Below are 22,290 nucleotides of genomic sequence, written 5' to 3' on the forward strand. Positions count from 1 at the left end.
TCTTAATCCCTTCTTCTATCAAAATTGAATTTATTCGGTTTTACAAGAAGTATCTGCAATAATCTTCCATTCCCCATCAATCTTTTTGAGTACCAACATAAAAATACCGTGCATATTTCCTACAGAACGGGTTAAATGATATTCGCCCATAACCATATAGGCATCATCATTTATTTGGGAAACCTCATTGGCCACCAATTTAAGGTGGCCAAAGTGTTCCTTGGAAGGGTAGCTTTTTTTATATCGATTCATGGTGTTTTCCCATCCCTTGACCACTCCCGCACTTCCATAGAAGACAAGGTCGTCAGATTTCCAATAGGTTTCCATAAAAAGGGCAATATCATAATTGTTCCAAGCAGCCTCTTGCACTGACAGAACCTTTAGAATTGCTGCTTTATCTTCTGATTCTTTGGAAACTTGTGAAAGGACAACTGCCGAGATGAAGTAAATTAACCCAACTAGTTTTTTCATAAATACAAGAGTTGAAGGTTAAAATTTTCGATATTCTCCAGCCAGATATTTGTTGGCTTTTTCTTCAGCAAATTGAGCTTTTTCTGCATCCCAATGCAAAGTTTCTCCGGGGAATCTCCCTGCAATGGTGCCCAATAAGATAGTTTCTGTCAATCGTGCAGCATACTCAAACGGAGCTGTACATTCGGCTTTTCCCAAACAGGCATCCACAAATTGATGGTAGTGCTTAGGCCCCTCGGTTTCGTAATTTCTGATGGGCTCACCGAGGTTATTGGCTTCACTTACTTTGGCTATTTGTTTTGAGATATCTACATATTTGCCTCTAACAATTTTCTTGGGGAGTTGCATAAAGTGTGGCAACAACAATCTTCCTTTTTCACCCACAAACATGGCCCCTTGTTCTGGAAGCTCTCCTTCACTGGCAGTTTTTGCATCGAGAGACATCTTATCTTCAAGGCTTTTTTCCTTTGAGCCCGAGGCTTTTTTGGCTTTAGCACCTGGGAGTAATAAGTCTTCATGCTCAACTGGCATTCCAGGGCCATCATACCATATCCATTTTAAGCTCTTGCCCGTATACGCTGTTCCTGGAAATTTATAGGTGACGATATTGTTCTGCGGATATCCATAATTATTGGGTTCTCTACATTCCGTTGTAATGGTCATTGGCACGTCTAAATTCAATGCATTGTATGGAGTATCAAAAATATGTACCCCCATATCACCTAATGTTCCACACCCATAATCGACAAGTTTACGCCAATTGCCAGGATGGTAATATCCTTCTTTATAGGGGCGTTCTGCCGAAGTGCCCAGCCACAGGTTCCAGTCCAATTGTGCAGGTACGGGATCTTCACCTTCGGGCACAGGGCCATCGTAACCCCAGTTTTTGGGAGACCAGGCATGAACGGTATGAACTTTTCCAATGATTCCCGATTGAATCAAAAGGGTGGCTAATCGATAATCGTAAAAGGAATGCACTTGAATGCCCATTTGGGTGACCAATCCTTTCTCAGCGGCCAGTTTTTTCATGGCGCGAGATTCAGATACGTAGTGTGTCAGTGGCTTTTGACAATATACTGGTTTGCCCATTTGCATGGCAAGCAATGATGCCGGAGCATGGGTATGATCGGGAGTTGATACGATTACGGCATCAATTTCATCACCCATTTCTTCAAGCATGGTCCTGTAATCAAAAAATACTCGGGCACCTTTGTGCAATTTATGGGCCTTGGACAAATTAATGGCATCAACATCACATAAGGCTACCACATCTACAGCGTTATGGGATGCAATTGCCTTAAGGTCTTCGGCACCCATATTTCCGACACCGATATGTGCAGTTCGCAAACGTTCTTTGATCATAGATCCTTTCAAAAGTGAAGGAGCCATCATAATTCCTAATGCACCTACACTGCTTTTTTTAATGAATTCTCTTTTGTTCATCGGTATGGTTATTGGTTGATTAAAGTTTTTTGATTTTGATGTTCCGGAACCAGATGGGACTGGCATGATCTTGCAAGGCTATATATCCTTTTTTGAATTTTCCATAATCAGGGGCATTTTCCCATTTCCCGGAATTTTTCTTTTTGTGCCAATCCTCATCCCATGGCACAAAGGACAGGAGCATTTTTCCATTCAGCCAATGCTCAACCTTGCTTGGAGTGAACACTATTTTTGATGAATTCCATTCACCTACAGGATGCAGTACTTTTTGTGATTCATCAGCTACGTGCATAGCATAATCAGCTCCAGTTTTTTGCCAGCCTTGCAATAATTCTGGATGCTCCTCCCCAAATTGGGAATTGTAACTCGTAAGGTCATGAATTTTGGCATAGTTTTCATCATCTATCAATTGATATTCTGGTGATACTTCAGGAGGTCCGCCATAACCTTCTTTTACATGATAAAAGATACCACTGTTGCCACCTTCAGGAATTTTCCATTCCAAATACAGCTCAAAGTTGTCAAATTCCTCTGCTCCATAAAGAATATCCTTGCCACCTTCATAATCTTGTTCCAATCCCAATTCAGTATCAAAGGTAAGGGTACTGTCCTTTATGGTCCATCCAGGAGGCAGGGAATCCATATTATATCCACGCCAACCATCTGTACTGGTGCCATCAAAAAGATACACCCACTCTACTTTTTTCTCTTGTTCTGCTTGTGGTTTTTGCTTCGGTTTAGGTTCATTTTTACATGCTGCAACGAGTAGCAGCACTAGGGGAAGTTTTAAATAATTTCGCATGTTTTGGTTATTGGTTACGTTATCATCGGTTAAAGTACAAAATATTGCAACCTTTCTTCTTCATTTTTCCTACATTTAATCCTGACTAATTCAACCTAAATGAAAATGAGACAATTGCTTTTTAAAGCTGGCTATTGTTTGCTGGCACTTTGCTTCTTTACCCTTTCTTCCCAAGCACAGCGAAGAAATAAAAACACCCAAAACATTCCGCAATATCCTGAAGAACTGTATTCGAGTCTAGAATATCGTTTGGTAGGGCCCTTTAGAGGTGGACGTTCTGCTGCGGTGACCGGGGTGTCGGGAGAACCCAACCTATTTTATTTTGGAGCTACCGGAGGGGGTGTTTGGAAGACTACGGATGGAGGTCGTACATGGGAAAATATTTCTGATGGCTATTTCGGCGGAAGTATTGGAGCTGTGGAAGTGGCCCAAAGTGATCCCAATGTGATTTACGTAGGTGGAGGTGAAAAGACCCTTCGCGGAAATGTATCCAGTGGTTATGGTATATGGAAAACTGAAGATGCTGGAAAAACATGGGAAAAAGCCGGTCTGGAAAAAAGCCGGCATGTGCCCAGAATCAGAATTCATCCTACGGATTATAATGTAGTCTATGCTGCTGTTCTCGGAAATATTTATAAGCCAACCAAAGAGCGTGGCGTTTATAAAAGTACTGATGGCGGAAAAACGTGGAGACAAGTACTTTTTGTGAATGATCAGGCGGGTGCTGTCGATTTGACTTTAGATCCCAATAATCCGAGAATCTTATATGCTTCAACTTGGAGAGCTAAAAGAACACCTTATAGTTTGAGCAGCGGAGGTGATGGTTCTGCGCTTTGGAAAAGTACAGATAGTGGGGAAACATGGACGGAAATTTCAAAAAATGAAGGCTTTCCCAAAGATACTTTAGGAATTATTGGAGTTACCGTATCGCCCAAAAACAGCGACAGGGTTTGGGCCATTGTGGAGAATAAAGAAAAAGGAGGATTGTACCGTTCAGACGATGGTGGCAAAAAGTGGACCCAGGTCAATAGTGAACGAAAACTTAGACAACGAGCTTGGTATTATACCCGGGTGTATGCAGATACCGAAGATGCGGATGTGGTCTATGTGATGAATGTTCGTTATCACAAATCCACGGATGGTGGAAAAACCTTCAATACGTTCAATGCACCCCATGGAGATCATCATGATTTGTGGATTGCTCCAGAAAATTCCAAACGAATGATTATTGGTGATGATGGAGGAGCACAGATCAGTTATGATGGAGGTGAAACTTGGAGCACGTATTACAATCAACCTACAGCACAGTTTTATAGAGTGACCACGGATAATGCTTTTCCATATCGAATTTATGTGGCACAGCAGGATAACTCTACCATTAGGGTCAATCACCGTAGTGATGATGGCTCCATTGGGGAGGACGATTGGGAACCTACTGCCGGGGGTGAATCAGCACACATTGCTGTGGACCCAACGAATAATGATATTGTTTACGGAGGTAGTTATGGTGGGTTTTTAACACGGGTAAATCACAAAAACAAAACCGTAAGAGGAATCAATGTTTGGCCAGATAACCCTATGGGTTATGGTGCCGAGGGAATGAAATATCGCTTCCAATGGAATTTCCCCATCATATTCAGTAAACACGACCCGAAAAAACTCTACACCTTTTCCAATCATGTGCATTTAAGCACCAATGAAGGACAAAGCTGGAAATTGTTAAGTGGTGACCTCACCCGTAATGACCCGGATAAATTGGTCAGTAGTGGAGGGCCTATTACGCAGGACAATACTGGGGTAGAATATTATTGCACCATTTTTGCGGCTAATGAAAGTCCCTTGAAAGAAGGGTTGCTTTGGGTTGGTAGTGATGATGGATTGATTCACGTAACGAAAGACGGTGGTACTACTTGGGAAAATGTTACCCCTGCAAATATACCAGAATGGAGCATGATCAACAGCATAGAACCTTCGGCCTTTGATGAAGGTACTTGCTACGTGGCGGCAACTAGGTATAAGTTGGGAGATTTTCAGCCTTATTTATATAAGACCACAGATTATGGTAAAACATGGACAAAAATCACCAAAGGTATAGCCAATGAACATTTTACCAGGGTGGTTAGAGAAGACCCAAAACAAAAAGGATTGTTGTACGCAGGAACAGAAACAGGAATGTACATTTCCTTTAATGATGGTCAAAGTTGGGATAAGTTTCAATTGAATTTGCCCATTGTTCCTATCACCGATTTAACGATTAAGGATAACAATCTGATTGTGGCCACCCAAGGTCGTAGTGTTTGGATCATTGACGATCTTACCGTGTTGCACCAACTGGATGCTTCCCAAAAAAATGCCAATGCCGTTTTGTTCAAACCCAAGGACAGCTACAGAACCAAAGGAAGTGCTGCCAAGGAGCCTTCTAAAACTGAAGGACAGAATCACCCCAATGGTGTTGTGACACATTTTTACTTGAAGAACACTTCCGAAAAAGATAGCATTAGCCTTACGTATACCTCAATGAGTGGGGATACTTTGGCCTCGTATAGCACTTTTGCCAAAGAGAAGGATAAAAAACTGAAGGTTAAAAAAGGAGGAAATACCCATGTTTGGGATACACGTGGAAAAGGAGCGGAAAAACTGAAAGGCATGATTTTGTGGTGGGCCAATTTAAATGGAGCAAAAGCAGTTCCTGGATCTTACAAAGTGCATTTGAATGTTAATGGGGCCAACCAATCTGAAGATTTTACGATACTTTCAGACCCGAGGGCAGAGGTTTCTGTAGCAGATATGCAAAAGCAATATGATTTTATTTCTGATATCAATGAGACTGTAGATAGAGCACATCAATCCATCAAAAAAATTAGAAAAATCAATGCAAAGTTGGATGCCTTTACCAAACAATATGAGGAAGATGAAAAGGTCAAGGAGTTGGTAGAAAAAGCAAAACAGATGAAAGAGGATTTTGGGGATATTGAAAAAGCACTGTATCAAACCAAAAACAGAAGTAACCAAGATCCTTTGAATTTCCCAATTCGGTTGACGAACAAATTAGGGCATTTGAATAGTTTGGTTTCCATTGATGATTTCCCTCCTACGGAACAGGACATCGCAGTTAAAAATGAACTTTCAACTCAAATTAAAACACAACTTTCTGCTTTTGATAAATTGGTCGATGAAGAAATGAAAGCATTCAATGCTGAATTCAATAGTCTGGAGTTGGATTATCTATCAATTGAAGAATAAGATTTCTATTATGAAAAGACTGGTTTACCTAATAGCCCTGGTTCTTGGAACCACAGCTTTTGCACAAACTGCCAACGACTATTTTCAACCCGTAAAATATAGAAACATTGGGCCCTATCGAGGTGGACGCTCGGTAACTGCCAGTGGGGTGGTCGGTGATCCCTTGACCTATTATATGGGAACAACAGGTGGAGGCGTATGGAAGACAACCGATGCAGGCCAGCGCTGGACCAACATTTCCGATGGCTTTTTTGAGATGGGATCGGTAGGTGCGGTTGCTGTTTCAGAATCTAACCCCAATGTAATCTATGTAGGTATGGGGGAACATGCTCCCAGAGGGGTAATGACTTCTTATGGAGATGGGGTGTATAAATCAAATGATGCTGGTAAGACATGGGTGAAATTAGGTCTAGAAAAAACCCAACATATTTCCCGGATTGTAATTCATCCAACAAATCCAGATTTGGTTTATGTAGCTGCGCAAGGAGCATTGTATGGCCCTAATAAAGAGCGTGGTCTGTATCGCTCTAAGGATGGAGGAAAAACTTGGGAGAATATCCTTTTTGTAAACGAGTTGACGGGTGCTGCGGAACTTTCCATGGATGCCCAAAACCCTTTAGTCCTTTACGCGGCCATGTGGGAGCATCAACGTAAACCCAATATCGTAATAAGTGGTGGCAAAGGCAGCGGACTGTATAAATCTACTGATGGAGGCGATACATGGACGGAACTTTCCAAAGGCCTTCCGGAAGAAAAAGGGAAGATGGCCATTGTTGTAAGTCCAGCAAATCCCAACAAAGTATATGCTTTGATAGAAAGTGACTCCAATAAGGATAAAGGGGGGCTTTTTGCATCCAATGATGCTGGAAAGAGTTGGTCCATGGTAAGTGGCGATAACCGTTTGGTGCAACGCGCATGGTATTATATTGAAGTGTTTGCCGACCCCAATGATGAGAATACGGTTTATGTGTTGAGTGCAGATGCTTTCCGATCGGAAGATGGGGGAAAGACATGGTCGGAAATTACAGGTACACACGGTGATTACCACAATCTGTGGATCAACCCGAAAAATTCAAAAAACATGGTGATTGCCAATGATGGTGGCGCGGCTATCAGTTTCAACTATGGCAAAACATGGTCTACTCAAGATATAATGCCCACCGCGCAATTTTATCGAATTAGTGTCGATAACCTTTTTCCTTATAATATTTATGGAGGTCAACAGGATAATACTTCAGTTAAGATTGCTAGCCTTTCTATGGGAAGATGGAGCATTGGCCGTGAAGATTGGCACTATTCCGCGGGAGGCGAAAGCGCCTTTTTGGCTTTTGACCCAGATGATCCTCGTTACGTGATGGGAGGTAGCTATCTGGGCACCATTAATTTGTTGGATACCCAAGCGAAAATGGGAACCAAAGTGATGGCGGCTCCAATTCAATATTTGGGACGTGAGGCTAGGGACATGAAATACCTCTATAATTGGAATGCTCCGATTATTTGGTCCCAACATGAGCCAGGTACATTTTATCATTGTGCCCAATTGGTACTGCGCACTCGCGATAATGGTTTGACCTGGGAAGAAATATCCCCCGATTTAACTCGTAACCAAGACGACAAACAAGGAAACGGTGGCGGACCATACACTAACGAGGCGGTTGGGGCTGAAAACTATGGAACCATTGCCTATATGATAGAATCTCCACATGAAAAAGGGGTTTTCTACACAGGGAGTGATGACGGGTTGGTGCATGTGACCAAAAATGGGGGAGAATCATGGGAAAATATCACACCCAAAGGTTTGCAGGAATGTTTGGTAAATGCCATTGAGGTTTCACCACATGACCCAGCTACGGTTTATATTGCCACAACACGTTACAAGTTCAACGACCATACTCCCGCGCTTTACAAAAGCACAGATTATGGTAAAACATGGAAGAATATCAGCTCAGGGATTCCTTATGGAGCTTTTACAAGAGTTGTTCGTGAAGATGCCAATAAGAAAGGTTTGCTTTATGCCGGAACCGAAAAGGGTATTTACATTTCTTGGAATAATGGTGGTTCTTGGGAACCACTTCAGTTGAACTTGCCCAAAACGCCAATTCTCGACCTAAAAGTGCATCAAGGTGATTTGATTGTCGCAACTTCTGGTCGGTCTTTTTGGATTTTGGATGATTTGTCCATTTTTTCCCAATACAAAAAAGGTGAAAATCAAACTAAACTGTATCAGCCGGAAGAAACCATTTATGGTTCATGGGGAAGTCAACTGAACGGGAATAGTAAAAAATTCAAGGGCACTGCTCCATTTGAAGGAGTGAATCCTGCCAACGGGATGGTATTGTATTACTATTTGCCAAAAAAATTGGATAGTACAAAAATCACCTTGGAGATTTTGAATGCCCAAGGCAAATTGATAAGGAGTTTCAGTTCTGAAAAAGACAAAGATTACAAACCGCATAACGGAGGTGGACCTCCACCAGCCCCAGTTTTAAGTAAGGAAAAAGGACTGAACCGTTTTGTATGGGATTTAAAACACCCTATTCTTCCGGGAGTTCCCGGTGTTTATATCGAAGCTGGTTTTACCGGTCATAAAGTGTCGCCTGGGGAATACACACTCAAGCTGAAAGTGGAAAATGATACGGTTGCCACAACAGGAAAGGTTGTACTAGCTCCTAATTTGAATGTTCCAAAAGAGCAATTTGATGCATATGACATATTTATGTCTGAGTTGGAGGCTAATCTCACCGATATGCACAACAAACTGAATTCGCTTTACAAAGCACAAGGGCAGCTTAAAAAACTTCTAAAAGATGTTGACGATAAAGCTTTGAAGGAAGAAGGCGAAGCACTGGTGAAAAAACTAAAGACATGGGACGAAGAAATGGTACAGCGAAAATCGCAAGCGTACGACGATGTGGAGAATTTCCCAAATAAGTTTACGGCAGAATATCTCTTTTTGATGAACCAAACCAATAGTCCTATTCCAAGGGTAAATCAATCATCAAAAGATAGAAGAGCCGAATTGGATGCACAATGGATTGGATTTAGGCAAAGAGCAGAAACATTGATTAGCAAAGATATACCCGAATTCAATCAAAAATTATGGAATAAGGGCATCGGAGCTATTCGTATGTAGCACAAGCATAGGGCTAACGGGTAAAAGGTGAAGAGAATTCCTGTTTACTTTTTACCTTTGGCCCTTCACCAAATAACCTTTGATTCTTTTGGAATACTATAATTACATAAAATCATTGCACCTCATTTTTGTGGTGACCTGGTTCGCTGGACTTTTTTATATTCCAAGATTGTTCATTTACCATATTGAAGCATCACAAAAGCCCTCGCCAGACAAAGAAATACTATCAGAACAACTAAAGTTGATGACCAAACGCCTTTGGTATATCATTACTTGGCCATCGGCCGTATTGTGCACGCTGTTTGCCATTTGGTTATTGCTTATCATGCCAGGTTGGCTCCAACAACCTTGGATGCATGTAAAACTGGCCTTTGTGGCTCTGCTTTTTTTATATCATTTCAAGTGCCATCAGATTTTTAAACAGTTACAGCGGGATGAAATCAAGTATTCTTCCAACTTTATGCGAATCTGGAACGAAGTAGCTACGCTGATTCTTTTTGCTGTGGTATTTCTAGTAGTGCTGAAAAGTGCCTTTAACTGGATTTATGGTGTTGTTGGAATTTTTGCACTTGCCATTTTATTGATGCTGGGGATTAGGCTTTACAAAAGAATCCGGGATAAAAATCCGAAAGCTTAAGAAAGCATAAACTCAAGTTTTAAGTGCAATGGATTAAAGCGTTTTTGAGTTTAGTTATTGTACGTATTCTTTGACTTCCATTTAAAACTTGCACGTAATTTGGTTTGATTATTGCTAACTTTAATCCCAAACTTCAATACGATTGTTCAGGAAATTTTCCCTTAGATCTCGAATTTTCTTTGCTATGATCCTTTTAGTGGTAATGGCCTCCATTCTAATTGCGGGGATTACCATTTATCAATATCGGGAGCAGGCGAAGGACTACCATGAAAAGAGATTGGAGCGGAAGGAAGACCAAATCCTTCAGAGCATTGCTTATGTGATTCGGGAAACCACGTATCCAACAACTGAAGAAAATTTAGGATACATTTTTAGGGATGAAATCTATAAAATTGCTGATGTCCAAAATGTGAATTTCAATATTTACGATTTAGATGGGGGCCTTGTTAAAAGTTCACGCCCCAGTTTTGAAGCAGATTCCATTTCCAATTGTTTGGATGCCATCATATTAAATAACCTAAGAGCTAGTGCAGATAGGCGCTATGTGGAAGAAAAAACCGCTGCGGGCGGCAATTATAAGGCTTCTTATACTTATATCAACGACAGTAAATTTAAACCGATAGGTATAATGAATCTTCCCTATTTTGAGGATAATTCCTTTAACAACATGGAACTTCGGGAGTTTTTGTTCCGATTAGGGGGGGTATACCTATTGATGCTACTTTCAGCTATCATTTTTGCATATTTCATTACCAAATACATTACACGTTCGTTGCAGACCATTTCCAATAAAATGGTACGGACCAGATTAACGCAGCGCAATGAAAAAATATACATCAAAAATCCAGGAGAAGAAATAGGGAACTTGGTAGGTTCTTATAACCGGATGATAGATGAACTGGAAGAAAGTGCTGCTAAATTGGCAAGGGGAGAACGTGAGCAGGCTTGGCGTGAAATGGCTAGGCAGGTAGCACATGAGATTAAAAACCCATTGACTCCATTACGGCTCACGGTGCAGAGTTTTGAACGCAAGTTTGATCCTCAAGACCCAAATGCCCAAAGCAAACTCAAAGAGTTTTCCAAAAGTTTGATTCAGCAAATTGATACCATGAGCAATATTGCAGGTGCATTTTCCAGTTTTGCCAAGATGCCCGCACAGCAAAATGAAACTTTGAACGTGGTGAACATTGTGAAGTTGGCGTTGGAGATTTTCAATGAGGATTATATTCATTTTATAGCTGAAGAAGAAGAAATCATTGCCAAATTGGACCGAACTCAACTCATTAGGGTAATTACCAATTTGGTCAAAAATGCCATTCAGGCCATACCCGAGATTGAATCGCCCCGTATTTTGGTGGCGGTGGCCAGCGAGGGTGACAAGGTTAAAATATCCGTTGCAGACAATGGAATTGGTATTTCAGACGAATTGAAACATAAGATTTTTGAACCAAAGTTCACTACCAAATCAAGCGGTATGGGTCTTGGCCTTGGGATGGTAAAAAATATTGTGGAAAATTATCAAGGTACCATAGATTTTACTTCGCAATTGGGCAAAGGCACAGTGTTTACAGTAAAATTTCCAAAAGAACAGAAAGACAATTGAAAAATGAACTACGAAAACATCTACATCGAAGAAGAAAATAATATTGCCACGGTTACGATTAATAGGCCCAAAAAATTAAATGCTCTTAATAAGAGAACCATTGAAGAACTCCATGATGCCTTATCTGAGCTGGAGCAGGATGCAGCAATTAAGGTCATCATCATTACCGGGAGCGGAGAAAAAGCTTTTGTAGCTGGGGCTGATATTTCAGAATTTGCAAATTTTTCGGTAAAAGAAGGTACACAATTGGCGGCTAAAGGCCAGACTGCCCTTTTTGATTTTGTGGAGGATCTTTCAACCCCTGTGATAGCCGCTGTTAATGGCTTTGCATTGGGTGGGGGTTTGGAATTGGCCATGTCATGCCATTTTAGAGTGGCCAGCACCAATGCCAAAATGGGACTTCCAGAAGTTTCTTTGGGAGTGATTCCAGGCTATGGTGGTACCCAGCGCTTACCTCAACTTATTGGTAAGGGAAGAGCCATGGAACTGATAATGACCGCCGGCATGATTGAAGCCCAAAAAGCACTGGAGTATGGTTTGGTGAACCATGTGGTAACCCAAGAAGAATTACTGCCCCTTTGTATAAAAATTGCAAGCAGGATATCGAATAACTCCTCGGTGGCCATAAAATATGCAATAAAAGCCGTAAATGCTGGTTTTATGTATGATATTGATGGCTATGAGACGGAAATAAGAGCTTTTGGTGAGTGTTTTGGCACCAATGATTTTAAAGAAGGCACAGTTGCCTTTTTGGAAAAACGAAAAGCAGACTTCCCAGGATCATAGCTATTGGTTTAACCCCAACCAAACTACGATGAAAAAAAAGATTGTTCTAGTATGTTTTTTGATGGCTGTTTGTGTCGCATTTGCACAAAAAATGCCCATAAGCTATGATTTTGGTGAAAAATTCAGTGACAGATACCGATATTCAAACCTATTGACCATAGACGAAGATGGTGAAGGAGGATACATTTTGGTGCGTGCATATTTCCAAGGGTTAATCTTAAAACCCAAAGGATATCTAATTGAACGCTATAACAGTGATTTAGAATTGGTATCTGAATACAACTACAAATTGAAGGGGCTCCATTTTGTGGATTGCTTTCTAAAAAATGGGCAACTACACCTCCTTTTTCTGAATTACAATTATGGAAGGGGGCAATATGAATATTGGGCACACAGTAGCCCCATCATTTCTTTCAATTTTAAACCTACAAAGCTGCTTTCCATTGCTTCAGAAGAGGTTCAGAACCCAGTAGGTAAGAATTACTACAATCGAAATTTTTCTAAAGGATTTTCCACTACGGTACTTTTCAACCAAGAGAAAACCGGATTTATCATCAGTACCCATCACAAAAAAGGAAAGAGCAACAAGCATATCATCCATTTGTACGATACTGCTTTGAACAAAAGATTTGAGCATGACTTTTCAGATGAGATTGAAGAGAAGAACTATGCCTTTGAAAATGTGGCCATAACTTCAGATTTGCAAACAGCCTATATTGTAGGGAAGGCGTATTTTAAAAAGAAGAGATTCCGCGTAGATGAGCGCAAATTCCAATATGAATTGATAAAAGTTTCCCAAGCAGGGAACAAGACCCAATCATTTGTAGACCCTGGAAAATTTCCTGAGGCTCTGTACCCTATCGAATTAGATAACAGACTGGTCTGTGCAGGCTTTTATGCAGATAGAAAAGATAATCGATATAACGGAATCGCCTATTTTGATGTAAATCCATCTACTTTAGAGATCAATTCCAAAAAATACAATCCCTTTTCCCAACAATTTATGGAAGACAAATTTGGTCGGGAAGAAGATAAGGTAGTCAAGAACTTGGTGTTCAAAGGAGTTGAAATTACTTCAAACAATGAGATTTTCTTCAATGCAGAAGAGTATTTTGTAACTACCGGCATGGAAGTTACCGGTGCAGGACAACGGGTCAAAATTGAACGTTTTCACCACAACGATATTATAAGTGCAAAATTAAATTCTGATGGGAAAATGGCTTGGGCCAGAAATATCAATAAAGCTGAGGTAACCCAAGGGGATGGTGCTTATGCCTCGTATAGTTCTTATTGTAAAGGTGGAAAAACCTATTTCTTTATATGTACGGCAGCAGATAATCCACAACTCATCAATAACGAACGCCTAATTTTTAAACAAGGTTTAAGTAGAAACCGAAATGTGTTTTTGATTTCCTTGGACGAAAATGGTAAAATGGACTACGAAAAAATCATTGACCAGCATGAAGCCCGACTTCCCTTTATGGTTTCCAAACCTTTAAAAAATATTGCGGAAAACAACATGCTCTTTTACGCCAAGAGAGGTAGTAAAAAACAATTGGTGAAAGTAGATTTTAAATAATGTAAACTTACCTTCAAACTATAAGAAATAAGTTCTGGATGGCTCCTTTTAAGGAGCTATTTTTTTGCCCATTCTTCAAGCCCCAGAAAAAGACTACATAATATTCTACACATCAATTCCAAGCGCCAATTCGTCAAACCACAATAGGAATAGGTCAAGTAGTGCGTAAAACCACCGATTTAGCCCCATACATTTGGATGACATAACCTTATAAAAATAAAAATATTATGAAATTATTTAAATTATTTAATGTGGCTTTGCTATGCATGGCCTTAGCTATTGTGTCCTGTTCCGGTAAGGATGGGGCAGACGGAGAAGATGGAGAAAGCATAAAGGGAGATCCAGGTAATGATGGCGATGACGGTCTTGCCTGCTGGGACCTTAATAATAACGGTTCAGGTGACATTACTGAAGGTGACGATAACGAAGACATCAATTTAGATGGTGTTGTGGATGCCTTGGATTGCCAAGGAGCCGATGGCGCCGATGGTGAAGATGGCGAAAACCGACCAAATGTTGATTTTTTCTTTCAGAATGGATTTAAAGATTACGAAGGAACCCAAGATGTACAAATTAGTCAGTTTAGCTCTGAGAATGATGGATTTATCGGTATTACTGAAAATTTAGATCTGCCTATAACAAACTTATACTCTGTAATCAGATTTGATGGTTTGTCTGATATGGTTAATGGTGAGTTTGATACGGATATTGTGAGTTGTGGGGATGCCTATTCGGTAAATCAAGCGATTTTGTATTTGTATGCTGATGAATTGGCAATTACCGAACCAATTAACCAATTATATGTACATCTTGGATTTTATGGTCCCCAAGACCCTTTATTTGATGAAGCTACTGCAACATGGGCAGCAGCCAATAGTGTAGAAGGCTGGTTTGGAGCTGGGGCATTGGGCGAATTTGTTGGGCCATTTACAGGAACAGATGATTATACGGTAAATCTTGGTATTTTTGCAAATTCTTCTCAAAAAATGGGATGGATTGCAATCCCGCTTCCACGAGATGTAGTATACAAATGGTTATGCGACGAAACGGAGTCTGCCAATAAAGGGATTCGTTTGAGACTAACTACGGATAGTGCTACTGGTTCAACTGGAATAAATTTTTATTCTAGTGAAGCTGATCAAGTTGACCTAAGACCGTTATTGGTAATTCAAACAGAAGAAGTTGATGCTGCTACGGAAAATGCGGGCAAAGGAAGTTTTGGCCAATCTTCTAAAAGTTGGAAAAACATGACACAAGAAGAAAAAATGGCTCCTTTACATAAATTTCTTTCTTCAAAATAGTCTAGTAAGTTAATAATTGATTGTAGCCGCTATACCGTTTTGGTATGGCGGTTTTTTATGTTCCAATATTTGGAATTAATCCATAAATTTGGAATAAATCCAAAAATGCAATCAAAAAAAACAATTAAAGGAAGAGGGGCACAAAAGAACACGCCCAATAGGTTTTTACAACATGTTTATGAAATGCGGGAAGATTTTTTGGAGTTCTGTAGGCATGAAGGAGAGGAACCCGAAAGCAATAAGACGCAGTATATACCTATATTTCCCAAGACCATTGTCAACAAAGTAGATAGCCCAGATGTTGGAATGTCATATTCCATGAATCCCTATCAAGGTTGTGAACACGGTTGTATTTATTGTTATGCCCGAAATGCACACGAATATTGGGGCTATAGTGCTGGGTTGGATTTTGAACGAAAGATTTTGATCAAAAAATCTGCCCCTCAATTGTTGGAAGCCAAAATAAAACATAAAAATTGGAAAGCACATACCATTGTCCTTTCTGGTAATACAGATTGTTACCAACCCGCAGAGCAAAAGTTTGAAATAACAAGAAAATGCTTGGAAGTTTTCTTAAAATATAGGCATCCAGTGGGCATCATCACCAAAAATGCTCTTGTGCTTCGCGATTTGGATGTTCTAATGGAACTGAACAACCACCAGCTAGTTGGCATAAATATTTCTATAACCTCACTTTCAGAAAAAACACGGAGAATTTTAGAACCAAGGACAGCATCACTCAAAAAAAGATTGAAGACCATACAGGTACTTTCAGAAAATAAAATACCTGTGAATGCTATGCTTGCACCCATGATACCGGGTATAAATAGTCACGAACTATTGAAATTGGCCAAAACTGTTGCCGATCATGGAGCACTTTCCTTTGGTTTTACTGTGGTACGGTTAAATGGGGCCATTGGTCAAATATTTACAGATTGGATCAAGAAAGCTATGCCAGATAGGGCAGAAAAAGTGTTGCATTTGATTCAAGATTGTCATGGAGGCTCTATTAACGATAGTAGATTTGGACTTCGGAATAGAGGGGAAGGTAAGATTGCAACACAAATTCATGATATGGCCAGATTGGCCAAGCAACGTTATTTTAAGGATAAGATCTTTCCCAAGCTTAACTATGACCTACACGAACAATATAAAGATGGACAGATGAAATTATTTTAGAGTAACAGTTCCCCTCTGGAGAGGGACCAGGGGTGTGTTTTCGTGATCAAGGAAGAGCCGGAAAATGTCGGGTGTTGGTGACACAACCCTGATTTCACTTCCCAAAATCTTTCCCTTCTCAAGAAGGGCGCTTTGAGCAGGATTACGTTTTTTGTTTTTTAAACCCACTAGAAAACCGAAGCGTTACGCCAATGGCGGGGGTGTTGTATCGGCCAGGGGAATAGCCCGCTTGTTCAAAATCAAGTTTGTTCAATGCTTTTCCTGCATTAAAGCGGGTATAGGAAAGATAGATGCCGAATCTGCCAACACTTTCTTCGCTCAAAAATTCGTAACCGATAGATAAAGACCAGTAGTTGATGTTTTCCTTGGTTTCTTGATCAATTTCTAATCCATCAGAATCAGAATAGTCCCCTTTTGCTTTTACATTTCCAAAATGGTACTTGGGGATGATCACAAATTGTGATGTATCATCATCGAAGATAAATTTGGGACCAATGCCTCCGACCCATGCAGAAAAATCCCTGTACAAACGAGAGCGAAAATCGATTTCCCCATCCCTGTCGAAATCATCAATGTCTTCATCTTCATCACCTCCAAAATAATAGCTGTAATTAACATCCAGAGCGATGAATTTATAGGATAATGGTTCTGCACCTACCGAAACATGGTAGTAAGACCACAAAGGTTCAAACTGTTCTTCAAAATGCCCGCCAATTTCTACATAGGCCTCTGGAGGTCTTAATTGGGCAGAGGAGAGAAAAAAGGAAAATAATATAAAAAGGGTTGAGATTGATTTCATGCGGATATTTCATCAAAATTTGTGCCTAATCCGAGCATACTAGCGATTAGTTTCAATATTTTTAGAAAAGATTGTCCAAGGCAAACTATATCTTTCGTCATATAGGCGTAAACAAAGTATAAACCAGTCTAGTTAAAAGGACATAAAACAAAACCAATGAGCAATTTTTTGTATTTATTTAGAGGAGGGGACGATGCCTACGATAAACTGTCCCAAGAAGAAAAACAGGCCCATATGCAACTCTGGGGAGAGTGGATGGGAGGTTTGCAGGAAAAGGGCAAACTTTTGGACGGACTTCCTTTGGACAGAGATGGAAAGGTGGTACGTGATCGAGGAGCAGTGGTCACTAATGGACCTTTCGCGGAAGGGGCAGAAATGGTTGGTGGTTATTTGATTGTTTCTGCAAATGACCTTGATGAAGCTGTTGAAATTTCTAAAGGATGCCCCATATTTGATTATGACGGAGCTTTTGTTGAGGTTCGGGAAATACTTAGTATGGAGGAGCATTAAAAGCAGAATTAAAAAAACAAAAGGTATAATGTCATTTCGAGGGGGACCAGAAATCTAAAATCACAAATAACAGGATTTCTCACCTATCTTCGAAATGACATTGCTGTAGAGGGGCAATGGGAAGCAATTTGAATCAAACCATAGACCACCTATTCCGAAATGAATACGGAAAAGTGATTTCAATTTTGACCCATAAGTTTGGGACCTCTTACTTGGAACAAATTGAAGATGTGACCCAAGATACCTTTATTAAGGCCATGCAGGTTTGGGCTTATAAATCGGTTCCTGACAATCCAACTGCTTGGTTGTATCGCGTAGCCAAAAACGCATTGATAGATGTACTCCGGAGGGACAAAAAGATAAGTTTTTTGGAGCAGGAACAATCAATCCCAATTGAAACTACTGAAAATGAAGATGAAGAAGATTCCACTATGGACGATACTATTTCAGATAGCCAATTAAAGATGATTTTTGCTTGTTGCCATCCCGGATTGTCCCAAGAACATCAAATTATATTGAGTTTGAAACTCATCGGGGGATTCAGCAATAAGGAATTGGCAGAAGCTTTGCTAAAAAAAGAAGAGGCAGTGGCTAAATCCTTCACTCGGGCCAAAAAAAAATTCCGCAATGAGGTGCAAATGTTGCAGATTCCGGTTCAGATGGGATTGCAATCGCGTTTATTCAGGGTACTGCAAGTAATTTATTTGATGTTCACAGAGGGCTATGCCGCCACATCGGGTTCCCATATCCTAAAAAAGGACATTTGTTATGAAGCCTTGCGATTGGCTTTGCTGTTACAAGAAAACAAATATTGCAAGCACCCTAATTTGGATGCACTCATTGCCCTAATTTGTTTTCATGCTGCACGTTTTGATGCTCGATTGGACGACAATGGGGAATTAGTGACCTTGGAACATCAGAATCGCTCCAAATACAATCAACAACTGATCAATATAGGCATAGAACATTTGGAGAACGCAGGTACCGAAGATGGAATGCCCTCCAATTACCATTTAGAAGCGGCCAGATCCTATTACCACAGCAGAGCAAGTAGTTTTGAAGAAACCGACTGGAAGAGCATCTTGTATTTATACGATACCCAACTTCGATTGCAATACTCACCAATGGTTGCCCTAAACCGCATAATTCCCTTTGCCCAAATCCATGGAGCTCAAAAAGCACTGGGTGAATTGAAGAGCTTGACCCAAAAATCAGATTTCAGCAATACCAGTTTGTATTATGCCATAAAGGCTGAACTGCTATTGGAAACCAACGATAGTATGAAGCATTACACAGCAACATTGCAAAAGGCCATAGACTTATCTGAAAACGAATTGGTAAAAAGGCATTTGACCAAGAAAATGACCTTAACGAGTTAAGACAACTCCCATCCAGGTCTATAATCCCGAGTTACCCATTCATTGGCTTTATCGTAATTGGTGATTTTCATATTTTCTCCATCCCAGAGCAGTTTACGTCTTCCAGGATATTCATAAGGAGCCCAGTCACCTGGTTTTTTACCTTCTTTCAATACTTTGTATTGATATGCTTTTACGGCAAGATTCCCCATAAGCACTGTTTCGGTTAACGGACCTGCCTTGGCGAAGTTCGAAGAAGTTTCTGCTCCGTTAAGGCACCCGTCTACAAAATTGGCAATATGTCCGTCCATGCTTCCGGGTACCCTTGGGTACTTAGGTTCAGGAGATTTGTACAAAGACATCATTTCTGAGGGCAATAAACGAGCATTTCTGGAATACGTATCACAAACCAAAGTGCCCCTATCTCCATACATGATGGTTCCACCACCTCCGTCTCCAAGAGCTTCATCATCCTTGAGCTCATCTGGAATGTCAGGTTTTAGACCACCATCATACCAATTTAGTTGGATGTCTCCATGGTGTTCATGATTAAATTTCAGGTGTATTTTGGAGGAAGGAGGACAAGAAGGACTGTAATCCGCTTCAACAAAATCGCCCACCCAAACCGTTGTGCAGCTAGCTTCGGCTTCGGTTGGATAGCCTAAATCCAATACACTAAAAGGGGTTTCCATAATATGACAACCCATATCACCTAGCGCTCCGGTTCCAAAATCCCACCAACCTCGCCATTTAAATGGAAGATAAGCGGCATTATAATCCCTCATGGCGGCAGGACCCAACCAAAGATCCCAATCCAATCCTTTAGGGATTCGTTGTTTTTCCGAAGGAACAGGAACTCCTTGTGGCCAAACGGGGCGGTTGGTCCAACATTCTATAGTATGTATTTTTCCGATAATGCCAGATTCTACCCACTCACGGGCAATACGGCTATCATCGCTGGAAGCCCCCTGATTGCCCATTTGGGTTACAATACCATTTTCGGCGGCAACTTTGGTCATCAACCGTGCTTCATGGATATTATGGGTCAAAGGCTTTTCAACATAAGCATGTTTCTTTTCCCGCATAAAAGGCAAAGCAATGGTAGCGTGCATATGGTCTGGTGTAGCAACCATAATGGCATCAATATCTTTTAGGTGCTTATCATAAACTTTCCTAAAATCTTTATAGCGTTTTACATCTGGAAAAAGCTCATAAGTACTTTGGGCGCGTCTGTCATCAACATCACAAAATGAGACAAATTTTACCCGTTCAGTGGCGGCAAGACCTTTAATAACGCCTTGACCACGCCCACCTACTCCAAAGGCCCCAACATAAAGTGTATCACTGGGGGGAACATGGGTTTTACCTAAAACATGACTTGGTACAATTGAAAAAGCGGCAGATGCAGCCGCAGCATTTTTGAGGAACTTTCTTCTTTGCATTTTGGTTTGATTAGTTGGAGCATTGAAGATATGAAAAAATGTAAAGCAAGACTGTTAACGTTCTCCATTCCATTCCCCATAAAATTGGGTTAGGTACTCCAACATAAATAGATGTCTTTCTTGGGCAAGTCTTTTACCGGTTTCCGTATTCATTTGGTCTTTCAACAATAACAGCTTTTCATAAAAATGGTTGATGGTAGGTGCATTGGATTTTTTGTATGCTTCTTTGGACAGATTAAGGCTTGGAGCAATATCCGGATCATAAAGAGGTCTATTTTTAAAACCCCCATAGTTGAAGGTTCGTGCAATGCCAATTGCCCCAATGGCATCTAACCGGTCGGCATCTTGCACTACTTTCATTTCCAAAGAAGAAAAGGGAGCCTCCCCATTTTCCAAACTATTTTTAAAGGACATATGTTGGATGATGTTCACCACGTGTTCAACGATTTTAGCATCGACCTTTTTTGTTGTTAGAAATGCTCTTGCGGTATTGGGTCCCACTGTTTCATCTCCATTATGAAATTTTGCATCGGCAACATCATGCAAGATGGCTGCTAATTGTACGATAAGGGGATCAACTTCTTCGTGTTGGGCAATTAATTTTGAAGTGTTGAGTACCCGTTCTGTGTGAAACCAATCATGACCGCCCTCAGCGTTTTGAAGTTTTTCTTTTACAAAGGCAATGGTTTGTGCTATGAGTTGCTCTTGATTCATCATATTAGGGAATGATATCCTTTTTGATTTGTTCCTCCAATTTAGCAATCAAAGCAGTGATATCACCTTTGTTTTCAATTGGTGGGTGCACCTTATATTTGATATGAGTGCCCAATCCCATGGGGAATTTTCCATACCGAAGAATTTTCCAGGAATTGTTGATGCTTATGGGAACCAGTAAGGCAGATGGGGCCTTCGACATTAAAACTTTGAGTCCCGTGGTTCTAAAATCCTTGGGGACTCCATTTCTACTTCGTGTACCTTCAGGGAAAATAACGGCACTTCTGTTGTTCTGTTCAATATAACTTCCCAATTGTTCTAATGCAGCAATAGATTGCTTGGGGTCTTTTCTGTCAATAAGGGCCGACCCACCATGTCTTAAATTAAACGATACGCTAGGAATACCTTTTCCCAATTCAATCTTGCTCACAAACTTTGGATGATGTTTTCTCATATACCAGATAATGGGAGGGATATCGTACATGCTTTGGTGGTTGGTCACTATGATCAAAGGCCTATCCGAAGGAATTTGATGTGGATTGGTAAATGAGTATCGAGTTCCCAAAATATTGGTGCACCGCATAATGAACCAGTTAAGAATGGCAACACTTTGCTTATGGGCATTATATCCCAAAACTTTTAGACAAAACCATTGAATGGGATGAAATATCACCAAAGTCAATCCGAAGCAGATGAAAAAGAGTACAGTAAATGGATAGGAGAGTAGTTTTAGCACAGTTATATCCTTTTGAAATAGTAACGTAGTTGTAAAAATAAAAAACCACCCCAAAGGGGTGGCCTATTTTTTTCAGCAAAATGAAGCATTAACAAAATTCGTTATACGCTTCTGTTAAATTTTCAGCAATGAGTTCTGCTGGTCTACCTTCTATGTGGTGTCTTTCGATCATGTGAACCAATTCTCCATCTTTAAAAAGTGCCATGCTTGGAGACGAAGGAGGAAATGGAACCATATGATTTCTTGCAGTTTCTACAGCTTCCATATCCACACCGGCAAAAACAGTCACTAAATGATCTGGTTTTTTTCCGTTCTGTAAACTCAATTTGGCAGCTGGTCGTGCATTGGCAGCGGCGCATCCACAAACAGAATTTACCACTACTAAAGTAGTGCCGTCTTGTTTTAAGGCGTTTTCTACCGCCTCACTTGTATATAACTCTTCAAACCCTGCAGAAGCCAAGTCCTGTCTCATGGGTTTTACTAATTCTTCTGGATACATAGTCTATTTTTTATTCGGGTTTCAAAGATACGTTTTTTGTCGCACTTTTTCCACT

18 protein-coding genes are annotated in these 22,290 nt (G+C 40.5%); 10 read left to right on the top strand and 8 right to left on the bottom strand.

Going from position 1 to position 22,290, the window contains the following annotated elements; translation table 11 throughout:
* Positions 1-30: 30 nt before the first annotated feature.
* Genes HJC33_RS07330 through HJC33_RS07340 form a run of 3 tightly spaced genes read right to left on the bottom strand, consistent with a single transcriptional unit; the run spans position 31 to position 2,716 of the window.
* Positions 31-471, bottom strand: a complete 441-nt coding sequence (locus HJC33_RS07330; RefSeq protein WP_171658161.1) for a YybH family protein — start codon at positions 469-471, stop codon at positions 31-33.
* Between the two features lie 18 nt (positions 472-489).
* Positions 490-1,914, bottom strand: a complete 1,425-nt coding sequence (locus HJC33_RS07335; RefSeq protein ID WP_171658162.1) for a Gfo/Idh/MocA family protein — start codon at positions 1,912-1,914, stop codon at positions 490-492.
* A gap of 19 nt (positions 1,915-1,933) precedes the next feature.
* Positions 1,934-2,716: a 3-keto-disaccharide hydrolase gene (locus HJC33_RS07340; protein ID WP_171658163.1), complete on the bottom strand. Its 783-nt coding sequence runs from the start codon at positions 2,714-2,716 to the stop codon at positions 1,934-1,936.
* Positions 2,717-2,821: 105 nt separating this feature from the next.
* Here HJC33_RS07340 and HJC33_RS07345 point away from each other — a divergent pair, with 105 nt between their 5' ends.
* From HJC33_RS07345 to HJC33_RS07380, 8 genes are all read left to right on the top strand, one after another.
* On the top strand, positions 2,822-5,959 hold the full coding sequence (locus HJC33_RS07345) for a WD40/YVTN/BNR-like repeat-containing protein (RefSeq protein WP_171658164.1): 3,138 nt from the start codon (positions 2,822-2,824) through the stop codon (positions 5,957-5,959).
* A 10-nt stretch (positions 5,960-5,969) separates the two neighbouring features.
* A complete protein-coding gene (locus tag HJC33_RS07350; RefSeq protein WP_171658165.1) occupies positions 5,970-9,092 on the top strand; it encodes a VPS10 domain-containing protein in 3,123 nt (1,040 codons plus the stop codon).
* An 88-nt stretch (positions 9,093-9,180) separates the two neighbouring features.
* Positions 9,181-9,729: a CopD family protein gene (locus HJC33_RS07355; protein ID WP_171658166.1), complete on the top strand. Its 549-nt coding sequence runs from the start codon at positions 9,181-9,183 to the stop codon at positions 9,727-9,729.
* A gap of 184 nt (positions 9,730-9,913) precedes the next feature.
* On the top strand, positions 9,914-11,332 hold the full coding sequence (locus HJC33_RS07360) for a sensor histidine kinase (RefSeq protein ID WP_171658167.1): 1,419 nt from the start codon (positions 9,914-9,916) through the stop codon (positions 11,330-11,332).
* A 3-nt stretch (positions 11,333-11,335) separates the two neighbouring features.
* Positions 11,336-12,118 (top strand): enoyl-CoA hydratase/isomerase family protein, encoded by a 783-nt coding sequence (locus tag HJC33_RS07365; protein ID WP_171658168.1) that lies wholly within the window; start codon positions 11,336-11,338, stop codon positions 12,116-12,118.
* A gap of 28 nt (positions 12,119-12,146) precedes the next feature.
* Positions 12,147-13,697, top strand: coding sequence for a hypothetical protein (locus HJC33_RS07370; RefSeq protein ID WP_171658169.1), 1,551 nt, complete (start codon positions 12,147-12,149; stop codon positions 13,695-13,697).
* Between the two features lie 227 nt (positions 13,698-13,924).
* On the top strand, positions 13,925-14,998 hold the full coding sequence (locus HJC33_RS07375) for a hypothetical protein (protein ID WP_171658170.1): 1,074 nt from the start codon (positions 13,925-13,927) through the stop codon (positions 14,996-14,998).
* 105 nt (positions 14,999-15,103) lie between these two features.
* Entirely contained in the window at positions 15,104-16,177 is a 1,074-nt protein-coding gene (locus HJC33_RS07380; protein WP_171658171.1) for a PA0069 family radical SAM protein, read from the top strand.
* A 142-nt stretch (positions 16,178-16,319) separates the two neighbouring features.
* Here HJC33_RS07380 and HJC33_RS07385 read toward each other — a convergent pair whose 3' ends face one another.
* Entirely contained in the window at positions 16,320-16,976 is a 657-nt protein-coding gene (locus HJC33_RS07385; RefSeq protein WP_171658172.1) for a hypothetical protein, read from the bottom strand.
* Positions 16,977-17,132: 156 nt separating this feature from the next.
* Here HJC33_RS07385 and HJC33_RS07390 point away from each other — a divergent pair, with 156 nt between their 5' ends.
* Both HJC33_RS07390 and HJC33_RS07395 read left to right on the top strand, forming a co-directional pair.
* Positions 17,133-17,486 carry a YciI family protein gene (locus HJC33_RS07390; protein ID WP_171658173.1) on the top strand — a complete coding sequence of 118 codons (354 nt, stop codon included), beginning with the start codon at positions 17,133-17,135 and terminating at the stop codon, positions 17,484-17,486.
* A 116-nt stretch (positions 17,487-17,602) separates the two neighbouring features.
* Positions 17,603-18,865 carry an RNA polymerase sigma factor gene (locus HJC33_RS07395; RefSeq protein ID WP_171658174.1) on the top strand — a complete coding sequence of 421 codons (1,263 nt, stop codon included), beginning with the start codon at positions 17,603-17,605 and terminating at the stop codon, positions 18,863-18,865.
* Here the strand turns inward: HJC33_RS07395 and HJC33_RS07400 are convergent.
* The 4 genes from HJC33_RS07400 to HJC33_RS07415 all read right to left on the bottom strand — a co-directional run bounded on the left by HJC33_RS07400 (position 18,862) and on the right by HJC33_RS07415 (position 22,235).
* Positions 18,862-20,286 (bottom strand): Gfo/Idh/MocA family protein, encoded by a 1,425-nt coding sequence (locus HJC33_RS07400; RefSeq protein WP_171658175.1) that lies wholly within the window; start codon positions 20,284-20,286, stop codon positions 18,862-18,864. The two genes, HJC33_RS07395 and HJC33_RS07400, sit on opposite strands and share 4 nt — an antisense overlap.
* Positions 20,287-20,340: 54 nt before the next feature.
* Positions 20,341-21,000 (bottom strand): HD domain-containing protein, encoded by a 660-nt coding sequence (locus tag HJC33_RS07405; RefSeq protein ID WP_171658379.1) that lies wholly within the window; start codon positions 20,998-21,000, stop codon positions 20,341-20,343.
* A 4-nt stretch (positions 21,001-21,004) separates the two neighbouring features.
* A complete protein-coding gene (locus HJC33_RS07410) occupies positions 21,005-21,736 on the bottom strand; it encodes a lysophospholipid acyltransferase family protein (protein WP_171658176.1) in 732 nt (243 codons plus the stop codon).
* A gap of 88 nt (positions 21,737-21,824) precedes the next feature.
* A complete protein-coding gene (locus tag HJC33_RS07415) occupies positions 21,825-22,235 on the bottom strand; it encodes a BrxA/BrxB family bacilliredoxin (protein WP_171658177.1) in 411 nt (136 codons plus the stop codon).
* Positions 22,236-22,290 lie beyond the last annotated feature (55 nt).

Origin of the sequence: Flagellimonas amphidinii (assembly GCF_013090115.1) — a bacterium.
GTDB lineage: Bacteria > Bacteroidota > Bacteroidia > Flavobacteriales > Flavobacteriaceae > Flagellimonas > Flagellimonas amphidinii.